Annotated in this window: 9 protein-coding genes; 4 read left to right on the top strand and 5 right to left on the bottom strand. The window is 56.6% G+C overall.

From position 1 onward, the window contains the following. Window positions 1-16: 16 nt before the first annotated feature. The gene (locus P9H32_RS05965; RefSeq protein WP_322607971.1) at window positions 17-502 is read right to left on the bottom strand and encodes a metal-dependent transcriptional regulator; all 486 of its coding nucleotides are present in this window, start codon (window positions 500-502) and stop codon (window positions 17-19) included. Between the two features lie 170 nt (window positions 503-672). Between P9H32_RS05965 and P9H32_RS05960 the strand changes: the two genes are divergently transcribed. From P9H32_RS05960 to P9H32_RS05945, 4 genes are all read left to right on the top strand, one after another. Continuing rightward, a complete protein-coding gene (locus tag P9H32_RS05960) occupies window positions 673-1,359 on the top strand; it encodes a fused DSP-PTPase phosphatase/NAD kinase-like protein (protein WP_322607970.1) in 687 nt (228 codons plus the stop codon). Between the two features lie 135 nt (window positions 1,360-1,494). Next, on the top strand, window positions 1,495-6,897 hold the full coding sequence (locus P9H32_RS05955) for a choice-of-anchor J domain-containing protein (protein WP_322607969.1): 5,403 nt from the start codon (window positions 1,495-1,497) through the stop codon (window positions 6,895-6,897). 113 nt (window positions 6,898-7,010) lie between these two features. After that, window positions 7,011-8,774, top strand: a complete 1,764-nt coding sequence (locus P9H32_RS05950; RefSeq protein ID WP_322607968.1) for an FAD-dependent oxidoreductase — start codon at window positions 7,011-7,013, stop codon at window positions 8,772-8,774. Then, window positions 8,774-9,949, top strand: a complete 1,176-nt coding sequence (locus tag P9H32_RS05945) for an AAA family ATPase (protein ID WP_322607967.1) — start codon at window positions 8,774-8,776, stop codon at window positions 9,947-9,949. Before P9H32_RS05950 ends, P9H32_RS05945 begins: the two co-directional genes overlap by 1 nt. On the opposite strand, the gene P9H32_RS05940 is transcribed toward P9H32_RS05945, so the two are convergent. Genes P9H32_RS05940 through P9H32_RS05925 form a run of 4 tightly spaced genes read right to left on the bottom strand, consistent with a single transcriptional unit; the run spans window position 9,946 to window position 13,604 of the window. Further along, a complete protein-coding gene (locus tag P9H32_RS05940; protein WP_322607966.1) occupies window positions 9,946-10,713 on the bottom strand; it encodes a heme ABC transporter ATP-binding protein in 768 nt (255 codons plus the stop codon). The two genes, P9H32_RS05945 and P9H32_RS05940, sit on opposite strands and share 4 nt — an antisense overlap. Next, window positions 10,710-11,717: a FecCD family ABC transporter permease gene (locus P9H32_RS05935; RefSeq protein WP_322607965.1), complete on the bottom strand. Its 1,008-nt coding sequence runs from the start codon at window positions 11,715-11,717 to the stop codon at window positions 10,710-10,712. The genes P9H32_RS05940 and P9H32_RS05935 overlap by 4 nt, the downstream gene beginning before the upstream one ends. Continuing rightward, complete coding sequence (locus tag P9H32_RS05930; RefSeq protein ID WP_322607964.1) at window positions 11,710-12,531, bottom strand: heme/hemin ABC transporter substrate-binding protein; 822 nt, start codon at window positions 12,529-12,531, stop codon at window positions 11,710-11,712. Before P9H32_RS05930 ends, P9H32_RS05935 begins: the two co-directional genes overlap by 8 nt. Further along, window positions 12,528-13,604 carry a hemin-degrading factor gene (locus P9H32_RS05925; RefSeq protein ID WP_322607963.1) on the bottom strand — a complete coding sequence of 359 codons (1,077 nt, stop codon included), beginning with the start codon at window positions 13,602-13,604 and terminating at the stop codon, window positions 12,528-12,530. Before P9H32_RS05925 ends, P9H32_RS05930 begins: the two co-directional genes overlap by 4 nt. Window positions 13,605-13,631 lie beyond the last annotated feature (27 nt).

Below are 13,631 nucleotides of genomic sequence, written 5' to 3'. Positions count from 1 at the left end.
GGGAGCCGGGAGAGCTCTACTGCTTCAGTTTGCACTGCGCACACTGGGCACGTTCGTGACCATGGGCTTTGCAGAAATACCCCTCGGCATTTTCCAGCCAGCTGGCATCAAACCGGGCGCAGTGCTTCGTGTATTCGGCAAACTGCACAAAACGCTGCAGAATATGATCCGGAATCGTGTGCTCCATAGAACACGCAAACTCTTCAGCCTCTTCCGCTTCAATACCCAGCACCTGCTTAAAGAAATCAAGCAGCGCCTCGTGTTTGACCGCGATTTTTGAAGCCACTTCACGCCCATGTTCCGTAAGTGTGGCCGAGGCATAGGGAGCATAATTGACCAGCCCCTTTTCGGAAAGCGATCTCAGCGCACCGGTCACTGAAGCCGCACGCACATTCATTTTTTCGGCAATATCCTTCGGCCGTGCTCTCCCATCCTCGCGGGAAAGAAAAAAAATGGTTTCCAGATAATCTTCCAGACTGGCACTCAGTTCAGGCGTTTGCATGAGTTGTTCATACCAAACCCTAGACTTTAAGCTCAACTAACTTTTTGCTTTTCTGCCTCTTTCCCAATCATTGGAACCGCGTTAGATTTATGGCCAACGTTTAACGATTGATGATTTTACCACTGCTCCCGAATCATGGACATTGCGTATCAACCCTTCAGGAGATCTCCATGAAACGATGTACGGCCATCCGCAATGCGCTCCCGCTCCTTGGAATGCTGCTGCTATCCGCCTGTCAGACGCAACCTCCGAAACAGGCCGATGTAGATGGTATTTCCGGCGCAACCGTTTCTCATGACCGCATTGTTCTGCCTCCAGCCAATGAAAATTATCAGGTGCTGGGCCATCTGGAGGGACTGAATAACTATGTGGTACAATATGATGAAAGCCTTTACCGCGGCGGCCAGGCCTATGAACCGGACCTTGCCCTCCAATCGCTCGAAGCCCTCGGTATTAAAACCATCATCAGCATTACCCCTACGGAAGAAGAGCGCGCCTTTTGCGAAATCGCGGGGATTGAGCTCATCGAGGTTCCCTTCACCAGCGACAGCGGGCCGACCGAAAACAATTTTGAGCTCTATTTTCAGGTGCTGGAAAACAGCAAGGCACCGGTGTATCTCCACTGCAAAGGCGGTTCTCACCGCGCAGGTATTCTGGGAGCCGCATACCGGATGAAATTCCAGGACTGGTCCTATGAACAGGCCATAATCGAATACGGCCGTCTAGGCGGCGACCTGAAAACCGATTATCCCATGCTTTCCTCGCTGAAAACCTTTGGAAAAAGAGATGATTTAACCAAGTCGAAACTGACTGCCAACACGGACTCACGGACCACTTACAAATCCGCAACCAATTAGACACCCATTGCGGACGCGATTTTAGTCCATCACTAACACCCGCGCCCCATCCTTCATTCCACGTTTCCGGGAGGATGCGTTCTGCCCGGTGGCGGAACGTCAGCATACCTCCCTTTATTACGGGAGTATTGTGGAATGAAAATACCTGATTATACAACAACGGGCGCACTGCTGCTCGCACTGGGCCTGGCCGGGCCGGGGCTGGTGAACGCCGCAACCGAACGGTACCGACTGGTCTGGACCGACGACCCGGCAACAACAGCAACCATCGGCTGGGAACAGTCCAGCGGACCCCCCGTCGGCGTGCGCTACAGCACCGACGCAGGCCTGGCCGGTGCCGCAACCAACACCTCGGTGGTCAGTCATTATTATGACAACACTCTGACGACGGAAGGCTCGCCCTTCACCAGTCACTTCATCGATCTGACCGGCCTCTCGGCCGACACGGCCTACTACTTCGAAATCCTCGATTCCGAAGGCGCCAGCACCCTCATGTGGTTTAAAACCGCGCCGGACACGCCGTCGGATTTCACCTTTGTGGCTGGCGGCGACTCGCGGACCAACGACGATCCGCGCCGCTGGGGCATGAATCTCATCTCGCGCATCCGCCCGCTCTTCATTGTCTACGGCGGCGACTACATGAACAACGGCACGAACGACGAATGGCGCCAGTGGCTCGACGAGTGGCAGGCCACCATCAGTTCCGACGGCCGCATCTATCCCATCATTCCGCAGCATGGAAACCACGAGAACGACATGCTCGACATGATGCAGCGCATCTTCAACATCCGGAACCCGAATGCCTACGGCCACTTCCCGATCGGCGGAAACCAGATGCGCGTCTGGGCCCTGAACTCCGAACTGGAGCCGGGCGTGGGATACGGTGCGTTTCAGAATCAGGATTCCTCGGCCTGGGGTGCCCAGACCGCATGGCTTTCCAATGAGCTTGCCAAAGTGTCCAACTATGCTACCTGGCAGGTGGCCAGTTATCACCGCCCGATGCGCCCGCATACCAGCGGCAAGGCGGAAGGCACCGGCCGCATCGCGGCCTGGGCCGACGCCTTCTACAACTACGGCATGGACCTGGCGGTTGAATCCGACACCCACATGACCAAATACACCTACCCGCTCGAACCCAGCACCGCGCCGGGCAGCTTCCAGGACTTTACCCGCAACCTGATCGACGGCACGATGTTCATCGGTGAGGGCAGCTGGGGAGCTCCGACCCGTCCGATGGACGACGACAAAACCTGGACCCTCGCGTCCGACTCCTTCTGGCAGTTTAAACTGATTCACGTGCACACCGCGCCGGAACCAAGAATGGATATCCGCACCGTCCGCTTCGGCAGCATCGATGAATTCAATGCCGGAAACCTCTACGATCCGGAAACCGTGACCCCACTCACCCAGGCGGAACAGGATCTCGATCCCTACGCCATGTCGGCCGGCCTCGACCTCTGGAAGCCGCTCTCCGGCGAAGTGCTCACCATTTATCCGAACGATTCCGTCGGCGGAATTTTCCGCGGGGCGGACGTGGAACAGAATGAATACGTGGCCACCGGTGCCGAGTGGAAATATCTCGACGACGGCTCCGATCAGGGCACCAGCTGGACCAGCCCGGCCTTCGACGACAGCACCTGGATGGCCGGCGATGCCCAGCTCGGATATGGCGACGGCGACGAAGTAACCGTCATCAGCTATGGCCCGAATGCATCCGACAAGCACATCACCGCTTACTTTCGCAAGGAATTCAGTGTTGCCGATCCGGCGGATGTCATCAAACTCAACGCCCAGCTGCTGCGCGATGACGGCGCCGTAGTTTACATCAACGGCACCGAAGCCGCACGTTCCAGCATGCCGGACGGAGACATCAGCTACACCACCACCGCCAACGATGCGGGCGATGAAAATGAATATTACGAGCTCACGCTTGATCCGTCGCTCCTCGTAGCCGGAACCAACGTGGTCGCCGTGGAAGTGCACCAGAGCAGCGGCGGCAGCTCCGACACCAGTTTCGACCTCTCCCTGATCGGCACCGAATCCCGCGTGATCGGACCGGCACCGGAAACTCCGACCAACCTGGTCGGCACCGCCCTCTCCGTAGCCGACATTGAACTTACCTGGGCTGACGTGGCCACCAACGAAGTGGGCTATGAACTGTGGCGTAAAGTGGGCGACAGCAACTGGGAAATCTACGCGCCGCGCCTCGTACCGGACACCGACGGCTATGCCGACAGCCTGCTGAATGAAAACACGGTGTACACCTACAAGGTGCGCGCCTACAGCCCCTTCGGTCTTTCCGATTTCTCGGATACCGTGGCCGTGACCACCCTGGTCGCCAATGTGCCGGTGGTCTGGAGCGAAGATTTCGATACCGGAAGTTTCGGCCCGCTGCTGACGCACAGCGATACCAGCAACACCGATTGGCACACCTATGAATATCCATCCGGCAGCGGCCTCTGGTTCGCGCGCATCAACGGATACGGTGCCGATACCGCCAGCCGCGACTGGCTCATCACCCCGGCGTTCAACCTGAGCGTTTATATGGAAGAAACCATTGCGGCCGACCTGGCCTACAACTACGACGGTCCGCTCCTTGAAGTGCTGGCTTCCGGCAACTATGATCCGGAAACCATGAGCAGCCCGTCCGAGGCCGACTGGTGGACCCTTCCGTCCATGATGCCTTCGACCGGCGGCTATGCATTCGAAACCACCGGTGAGCTCGACTTCTCACTTACGCCGCTCGAAGACTTTGAAGACGGCATCGGTTCCTTCACGCAGTACAGCCGTTCCAGCAATGCCGACTGGGTGCACGAACAGCGTGCCGGCCAGTGGGGCATGGTGGCCAACGGATTCGGTGCGGATGACCTCAGCGATGACTGGCTGATCTCCCCGGCCTTTGCGCTGCCGGAAGGTGCGGCGGGTGCCCTGAAATTCCAGATGTACCACAAATACGGCAGACCCGACCTCGAAGTCATGGTCTCCACCAACTACACCGGAACCGGCGATCCGCTGGCTAACGGCACCTGGGATTCTTTCACCGTTCCGCCGGACAGTGATCTGTTCTGGGATACCTGGGAGGACATTTCCGTGGACCTGTCGGCCTATGCCGGAACCAGCGTGAATGTAGCCTTCCGCTACACCACCACCGGCACCGGAAGCGGTGGCGGTGCACGTATCGGCGTAGACAACGTGAAGGTGGAGTCGGAAAGCGAAAACGTTCGTGTGGCCTTCCTCTATACCAGCACCGGAACCGGCGGCGGCCAGAGCCGGGTATGGGAAGTAGACAATATCGTCCTCCGCGCCAATGCCCACACCTACATGAGCGAAGACTTCGACGATGCCGACACGCTCGGCGACTCCAGTTTCACCGCCAACAGCCTGCTGAGTAATGCCGACTGGGGCCTCGATACCGAAGCCGAGCAGAAAGGCGCCTTCGCCAACGGATATGGTGCAGACACCAACAGCATCGACTGGCTGGTCGGCCCGACCGTGAAACTCGAAGCCGGAGCTAATGCCGAGCTGCAATTTGATGTCTTCAGCAAATACGGCGGCCCATCCCTCGAAGTGATGGTGACCACCGACTATCCGGTGGATGTCACCAACGGCACCTGGCAGGCCACGGAAATCGATACAGGCGATCTGTACGACGCCTGGACCTCAGCTTCCGTCGATCTGTCCTCCTACCTCGGCCCAGTGACCGTGGCCTTCCGCTACACCACCACCGGCACAGGCCCCGGCGACGGGCGTCTGCTGGGTGTGGACAACATCCGCATTGTGCGGACCGGCGGCATGGGCCTGAGCGTGAATTTCACGATCGACCAGTCGGACTACACCACCATCGAACCGGTAACGTTTGTTCCGTTTGTAACCAGCGGCACGGAGCCCTATTCCTACCTCTGGAACTTCGGCGACGGCGAAACCTCCACCGAGGCCAGCCCGATCCACCTGTATGAAAATGCCGGCCTCTACACCGTTTCGCTGACGGTGACGGATGCGGAAACCAATCAGATGGTACAGACCCAGGCGGATCTCGTGCAGGTCTATCAGGTGACTTACGGCTCGGTACTGCCGGGCAAACAGGGCAACCTTCGGATCGCCACATACAATGCCTACCTGAACCGCAGTGCGGAAGGCGACATCACCGCCGAGCTCGCGTCGCGCGACAGCGAGCAGGTTCAGAAAGTGGCGGAGATCATCCAGCGCACCAATCCGGACATTATCCTGCTCAACGAGTTCGACTACGACGCCACGACGCAGGCTGTGGAACGGCTGAAGTCCAACTATCTGGAAATCAGCCAGAACGGTGCGCCGCCAATCGTATTCCCCTATATGTTCCTTGCGGAATCCAACACGGGTATCGATTCCGGCTACGACCTGAACAACGACGGCAGTTTCGGCACGGCCGATGATTGCTTCGGCTTCGGGGAATTCCCGGGGCAGTACGGTATGGTGGTCCTCTCCAAATACCCGATCGACACCGAAAACGTCCGCACCTTCCAGAAATTCCTCTGGAAAGATATGCCGGGCGCCCTGTTGCCGAACGACGGCACAACGGATTACTATTCCGCCGCTGAACTGGACGTTGTCCGACTCTCCTCGAAGAGTCATTGGGATGTGCCGGTGAATGTGGACGGCGAGATGGTTCACGTGCTGGCTTCGCACCCGACTCCGCCGGTATTCGATGACGGCGACGCCGACATTGACGCCAATGTGTTTGACTGGAACGGAAAACGCAACCACGACGAAATCCGCTTCTGGGCGGACTACGTTACGCCGGGTGCGGGTTCCTACATCTACGACGACAACGGGGTCACCAACCAGCTGGCTGCCGGATCACGCTTCGTGATTATGGGCGACCAGAATGCGGATGCGGACGAAGGCGATAGCTATAACGCCGCCATCAACCAGCTGCTGACCAACGTCAACATCAACGCCGCCTTTGTTCCGGAAAGCGAAGGCAGCCTGGAAAGCACCGGCGACACAGATGATACCGCCAGCTGGGGCCTGCGCGCAGACTATGTGCTGCCGGGCATCAGCTACGGCATCAAGCTGTTCAGCGGCGGGGTCTACTGGCCGTCCCGTACCGACATCCACTACTACCTCACGAAGGCCGACGGAAGCTCCGACCATCGCCTGGTCTGGCTTGACCTTGAGATCTTCCCGGATGCCGACAACGACGGGCTCGACGATGCATTCGAACAGCAGATCGTGGATGCCGACGGCGGTGACGCCATCAATGACATCTACGATGTGCTCGGCAGCGATGATTTCGACGGCGACGGAATTTCCAATGCCGACGAGTTCTATGCCGGCACCTCGCCGATCGACGGTTCCTCCTGGCTGGTGATCACCGGGTTCAACGATGGTGTGCTGGAATGGGTGACCTCATCCGGCAAAACCTACACGGTTGAATTCGCCACCAACCTCACCGCCGGCGCATTCGAACCGGTGGCGTCCAATATTGTGGACGGGGTTTACACCGACACGGTTCATGAAGCCTATAACCAGATGTTCTACCGTATAAAAGCGGAATAACACCTCCTGGCTGCACTCAGGGGTCGTCCCGCTCCGGCGGGGCGGCCTTTTTTAGTGTTAAGACATAATCTAAATTGCTCGCATTCTATTTTCCGATGCATAGGATATCGGCCATGGATTTATCAGGACAGATCGGCAAACTCTTCAAACCCAAAGAACGCCCCCATTCCCCCACCGCTGAACTTTCAGTGAAGACGGGAAAAGGCTGCGCCAAAAAAGATTTCCAATGGCTGCAAACCAATATTCCCTGCCAGGCCGCCTGCCCGGCGGGAACCGATATTCCCGGTTATCTCTCGGCGATTGCCGAAGGCGAATATGAAAAGGCCTATCGCATCAATCTGGTCGACAATGTATTCCCCGCCGTGCTCGGCCGCGTCTGCGCCCGCCCGTGCGAATCCGCCTGCCGCCACGGCTACGACGGCCTCGGCGACCCCGTCGCCATCTGTTTTTCGAAACGCTCCGCCGACGATTTTAAGAATTCCGAGCCGGTAATGCTCAACCCGTGGTTTCCGGACTCCGGGAAAAAAGCGGCCGTCATCGGCGCCGGAGTCGCCGGTCTCACCATCGCCCGCCAGCTCAAACTTATGGGCCACGCCGTTACGGTCTATGAAAAACATGAAAAGCCCGGCGGCATGCTGAATCAGGGTATTCCCGAATTCCGCCTGCCCCGCGAAATCATCGACCGCGAAATTGCTCAGATTACCGGCCTCGGGATTGAAATCCAATGCGGCATTTCAATTGGGGACGACATAACACTGACCCAGCTTGTTGCCGAAAATGACGCCGTCATCATGGCCGCCGGAACGCTGAAACCCAACCTCCTGAACCTGCCGAACCACGACCTCCCCGGCATTATGCACGGCCTTGATTTCCTGCTGCAGGTCAATGAAGGCCACGTTCCGGACATTGGAAAAAATGTCCTCGTCATCGGCGGCGGTTTTACGGCGATGGACTGCGCGCGCACCACCCGCCGGCTTGGTGCGGAAACCGCTCAGTGGGATTTGAAGGTTTTGTATCGCCGCTCGAAAGAGGTGATGCGCGTGACGCCCGGCGAGCTTGAAGAACTCGACACCGAAGGTATTCCGCTCGAATGCCACGCCACGCCGATTGCCTATCTCGAAAATAACGGTCGGCTTTCCGGCATGAAATTTCACCGGACCGGAACCCACGAGGAATTTGAGATCCCGGCCGATACCGTCCTGCTGGCCACCGGCCAGTTTCCGGACCACAGCTGGGAATGCGAACCTGAAGCATTCCAGACTCTGGAACATTTCCAGAAGGTTTTCGCCGTGGGCGATTATGCCTCGGGAGCTTCGTCGCTGATTGATGCCATCGGCCACGCAAAAGAGGTGGCTGAAAAGGTGGATGAATTTCTGATGGGCGAAAAACGGATGGAAAAATCGGTGTTGGTGGAACCCGCGAAAACCACCGGACGGCCGATTGAAATGAACCGTATTCCGCGCAACCGCATGCCGATGCTGCCCGTCGCCGAGCGCAGCCTGCACGGCGAGGTGGAAACGGGTTACCGCGAAAAAGACGCTGTTTCCGAAGCCAACCGCTGCTACCGCTGCCACTATAAATTTGAGATTGATCAGGATAAGTGCATCAAGTGCGACTGGTGCCTGAAAGCCAAACCGCGGCCGGAATGTATTCTGATGCTCAAATCGATCGAACATGACGGCGAAGGCCGCGCGGTTTCCTGGGAATCGACCGACTATGTTCGCGAAATGAACCTGATCTGGATCAATCAGGATGAATGCATCCGTTGCGGAGCCTGCCAGAAAGCCTGCCCGGTCGACGCCATCAGCCTCCAGAAAGTTTCGCTTTGCACCGACACAAATATCAACAACACTGGGGAAAATACGGAGAACAGTTAATGAGTAAAAAGCCCCCTGTCGTTTTCATTGCCGGCGAACGCCAGCACGCCGGAAAAACCGTCACGAGCCTGGGTGTCATTTCGGCTCTCAGCAAACACTTTGCCCCTGAAGATATCGGTTATTTCAAACCGGTGGGTCAGGAAATGACCACGCTGCCGAACGGACAGAAAATTGATAAGGACGTCCGCATCGTCAAGGAATTCACCGGACTGGATATGCCGGACATGGGCATTCTTTCCCCGGTGCGTGTGGTCTCCGGCGTTACCCGTGATTATATTTCCGGCACCAACCAGGCGGAGATCACGGCAAAGTTTGAGAAAAATATTCGTGATACCATGGAATCGCTGGCGGATAAAAAAATCATCATTGCCGAAGGAACCGGTCATCCCGGTGTCGGTTCGGTGGTCGGCCTGTCCAACGCACGCGTTGCAAATATGATCGATGCAAAAATCCTTTATCTGGTTGGTGGAGGCATCGGCCGAACCATAGATGAACTGGAAGTGGATTTTTCCTATTTCTCTCATCACAAAAGCAAAGTGGCCGGTGTGCTGTTCAATAAGGTCCTGCCGAAAAAGCTGGACCAGATGAAAGAGGTCATCACGGAAAAAGCGCTGAACCGCATCTTTCCGGAATGGAGCCCGAAATTGAGTGTATTCGGTCATATGCCGATTGTGAAATATCTGAACAATCCATCGATGCAGCTGATCAGCAAAAGCTTCAAAAACCACCGGGCAATCAAAGGTGGCAAATGCGCCGGAGCCTGGCACCGGGCCTGCCGGAAAGTGAAGATTATCTCATTGGATTTTGAAAACTTCAGTCCCGTCCACGCTCTGCGTCCGCGCGACATCGCCGTACTCGGCGCGGCATCCCACCGCCGCCTTAAAAAGGTAATCGACTGGAATAATGCGCAACCCGCCGAAAAAAAACTGGGAGGCCTCATCCTCACCTGCTCCAGCGATAAACGGCCCGATGCAGCTGCCGAAGCTTTGGTGGCCGAAAGCTGCCTGCCGACGATTGCCGTCATGCAGGATACCGCCGAAACCGATGCCATGCTCTATAAATGCTTCAACGACACCAAAATTCAGCTGTACGACAAAATGAAACACCAGAAGATTGTGAACCTCTTCGAAGAGCATTTTGACACCGAAAAATTCCTGCGCGCATTCGGCATTTAATCAATGAAAAAACGGGCCTGTCCGGCCAGTTCGTGACGGCTCACCGGAATATCATAAACCGCACTGAGATGGTCCGATGTCAGAACAGCATCGGCATCACCGTGTTTCACAATCTCACCGTCTTTCATGAGAATGATACGGTCGGCATATGACGCGGCCAGATTGATGTCGTGCAGAATACACAGCACGGTCATGCCGAACTGTTCCACCTGCCGCCGGACATAACCGAGGATCTGGCTCTGGTGCCGGAGATCCAGTGCGGACGTTGGCTCGTCCAGCATCAGGAGTGCACCTTTACGCTCCCAGACCTGAGCCAGTACCCGCGCCAGCTGCACCCGCTGTTTTTCGCCGCCGGAAAGGGTCGAAAATTCACGATCGCTCAAATCGGATGCATCCACATGCCGCAGCGCCTCTTCGACAATCTGATGATCCGCTTCGGTTTCTCCCCGTACACTATGCGGATTCCGGCCCATCATCACCACTTCGTGCACTTTAAACGGAAAGGCAATTTCGGTGGATTGCGACAGCACAGCGCGGCGCAGCGCCAACGCTTTCCGGGAATACGCCTGCAGCGTTTTTCCATCGATGGAAACCGTTCCGCCGCTCAACCGGTTGGCCCCGCTCAGACATTTCAGCAGGGTCGACTTTCCGGCACCGTTCGGCCCGAGCACCACGGTTATACCCGCCCCGGAAAGTTCAACATTGACCGGCTTAAGAATCTGTTTTGAGCCCACAGAAAAATGAATCTGTTCCGCTTTGATCATGACGCCCTCCCTGCATACTGCCGGATCAGCAGCCAAAGAAAAAACGGCCCGCCGATCAGGCTCGTAATAATTCCCACCGGAATTTCAGCCGGAGCCACAACCGTGCGCGAAACCGTGTCGGCCGCCAGCAGCATGGCGGCCCCCAGCAAAGCAGAGGCCGGAAGCAGAATGCGATGATCCGGCCCGATAAACAGGCGGATCAGATGCGGCACAACCAGTCCGACAAATCCGATAAAACCACTGACAGCCACCCCCGCTCCGACCGCCAGTGCAATCATGATGACCAGCCGGTTTTTCAGTTTATCGCAGTCGACGCCGAGATAGCCGGCATCTTCTTCGCCCAGCATCAGCATATTCAGGCTGCGCGCATTTCTGATGATCAGAATCGTTGCCGGCACTACGCAGGTTGCGGAAACAATCACGGTAGGCCACAGCGCATTGGCCAGACTGCCCATGGTCCAGAACGTGAGTGTGCGCAGCTGCTGATCATCACTGATATAGGTCAGAAATCCGGTTGCGGAACCGGCAATGGCATTGACGGCAATACCGGCCAGCAGCATGTAAAGCACCGATACCGATTGCGAAGCCCGCGCAAAACGCATGATCACAAAACAGGTAAAAATGGCTCCGGAAAAAGCGGCCATGCTGAGCCCATAGATACCCGGAAAACCGGCGGTCGGACCGATCAGCACAATCATGACGGCCACTGCGAGCGAAGCCCCGCTGGTGATCCCGATCAACCCGGGATCCGCCAGCGGGTTCCGGAACAGCCCCTGCATCGCACCGCCGGATACAGCCAAAGCGGATCCGACGATGACGCCGAGAAGCATCCGTGGAATCCGTATGGAAAACAAAACCGCATGCTGCAGATCATCCAGTTGCCCACTCAGCAAGGCGGATACCGGAATGGAAACCGCACCCACGGACACCGCCACCAAAACGGCGATGACCAGCAGCACAGCCAGTATGCAAAGCCAGCGGATCTGCTTTCCGTTTTTATTCATAGGAACGATGCAGTTCCGTCGCCGCTTCAATCACCCGCGGCCCGAAACCGAGAAGCAACAGCGAATCCATTTCAATGAATTTTTTATTCTTCCCCGCCGGCGTCAACGCTACCCCGGGAATGGCCAGCACATTCTTCAGCTGTCCCGGAGCCTGAATACCGGTAGACGAAGTCAGAATATAATCCGGCTTCAGCTCAACCAGCTCTTCAGGGGAAAGCGGTTTATAACCTTGAAATTCAACGGCCACATTTTCGGCACCGGACAAGGTGATCATTTCATCCGCCGTCGTCCCTTTACCTCCCGCCTGCGGTGCTCCGCCATGCGTCAGGAGAAAAAGTACACGGGGTTTGTTTTCCACTTCCGCCCGTTCAGCATCGAGAGCAGCTTTTTCCGTTTTCAGTTTTTCAATCAGCGCAGCCGCTTCATCGGCTTTTCCCAGTTTGGCTCCTATATCCCGGATATTCTCCAGTACACCGTCAAAGGTTTCCGCCGCATCGAGTTTAAGGATTTCCACGCCCGTGCTTTCCAACTGCCGAATCACCGGCGGCGGCCCCGCCTTATCCGTCAGAATCACCAGATCCGGATTAAGGGAAATAATCCCCTCTGCCGGAAGCATCCGTTGGTATCCAACCTTTGGAAGTCGGTTAGCCTCCGGCGGGTAATAACTCGACACGCAGTTTCCAACGAGCAGATCATCGGCGCCCAGCGCATAGACGATTTCATTCACGGCTCCGCCGACCACCACCAGCCGCTCCGGTGCCGCGCGGCCGATGGATGCAACGGCGAGCAGCATCAGAATAATAAACGGCCTCATGCGGTCACCTCTTCGCGCGGTAATTCCGCAACAATTTCGCGCCACAGTTCGAGCTCCGGAATTCCGGGTTTGCGCTTCCCGAAAAAGGTAACAATCAGTTCACCCTCGGCATCAAACACTTCAACCGCCGTAACGTGACCGGCCTCGGTCGGCTTTCGCGTAACCCAGGTGTTGGCAATCGACGTGGTTTTCAGATGCAGGTTGAAGTCCGGATCAAGCACATTGTACCACCCATCCCTTTCGACCAGTTTCTGAACCGGGCCGGTATGAATGCCGATGCAGCCGCGATTGCCGACAAACACCATGATCTCACAGTTTTTATCCCGAGCTGCTTCGAGCAGCCGTTTCGATGCATCGTTGCTGACCGGATAGGCGATGTCATCGCCCACATTCCGGAAGGCCTGCTGGCGGTCCACCTTATATTTGCGCAGCAGCGGGAAAAAATCGTGGGTGTCGCGCATGGCCTCCCAGGCCGCACGGAATTTTTGCCAGTCGACTTCGCCGTCTTCCGGCGGAGCGGCCGGCGGATCATAGGCTTCAACCTCAATCCAGCACGGCTGTTCGTCGGAGGTAAACCGTTCAACCAGTTTTTCATATTCATCCAGGTTCGACTCATCGGTCATATAGATTTTATGTACAGCCGTGCCGGACTTATCAAAAAACTGCAGACTGCGCATCGTACGGTCCTGCACCTGATCCGTTACAGCGAAACAGAAATTCCAATGGTTCATAAACAGGCGTAGATCAATATCAGCTCCCACAAAGGTTCCGACCACCATCGGGCCGTGTTTCGAAAAGTTATAGTTTTTGTATACCCCTTTCCGTTCGTTCACACAGTCCTCGTTACGGGTCAGCGCCATGACTTTTCCAAGCGGCTCCATCTGTTCCAGAATCGCCTGCGCTTCGCTTTTCAGACGGATCACATTTTCTCCCACCCGGCTGGCGAGCAGCTGACCTTCGGACACGCCGAGAGCGGCTGCGGCATTGCGGATGCGCATCGGCTTTTCTTCGATCAGCTTACGGTAGTTCTCCCGCAGTTCCGCTGCGGCTTCATTTGTATGTACTTGGTTCATGGTTTTCTCCTTGGTTTAAAACTGCTG

It is taken from the genome of Pontiella agarivorans (assembly GCF_034531395.1).
Taxonomy (GTDB): domain Bacteria; phylum Verrucomicrobiota; class Kiritimatiellia; order Kiritimatiellales; family Pontiellaceae; genus Pontiella; species Pontiella agarivorans.
The sequence above is the reverse complement of the archived record's forward strand: the minus strand, read 5'-3'. Positions and strand labels throughout refer to the sequence as shown.

Bases quoted from the DNA above. Each gene is read 5' to 3' on its own strand.
- P9H32_RS05965 (WP_322607971.1), bottom strand. From the start codon at position 502: ATGCAAACGCCTGAACTGAGTGCCAGTCTGGAAGATTATCTGGAAACC.
- P9H32_RS05960 (WP_322607970.1), top strand. From the start codon at position 673: ATGAAACGATGTACGGCCATCCGCAATGCGCTCCCGCTCCTTGGAATG.
- P9H32_RS05955 (WP_322607969.1), top strand. From the start codon at position 1,495: ATGAAAATACCTGATTATACAACAACGGGCGCACTGCTGCTCGCACTG.
- P9H32_RS05950 (WP_322607968.1), top strand. From the start codon at position 7,011: ATGGATTTATCAGGACAGATCGGCAAACTCTTCAAACCCAAAGAACGC.
- P9H32_RS05945 (WP_322607967.1), top strand. From the start codon at position 8,774: ATGAGTAAAAAGCCCCCTGTCGTTTTCATTGCCGGCGAACGCCAGCAC.
- P9H32_RS05940 (WP_322607966.1), bottom strand. From the start codon at position 10,713: ATGATCAAAGCGGAACAGATTCATTTTTCTGTGGGCTCAAAACAGATT.
- P9H32_RS05935 (WP_322607965.1), bottom strand. From the start codon at position 11,717: ATGAATAAAAACGGAAAGCAGATCCGCTGGCTTTGCATACTGGCTGTG.
- P9H32_RS05930 (WP_322607964.1), bottom strand. From the start codon at position 12,531: ATGAGGCCGTTTATTATTCTGATGCTGCTCGCCGTTGCATCCATCGGC.
- P9H32_RS05925 (WP_322607963.1), bottom strand. From the start codon at position 13,604: ATGAACCAAGTACATACAAATGAAGCCGCAGCGGAACTGCGGGAGAAC.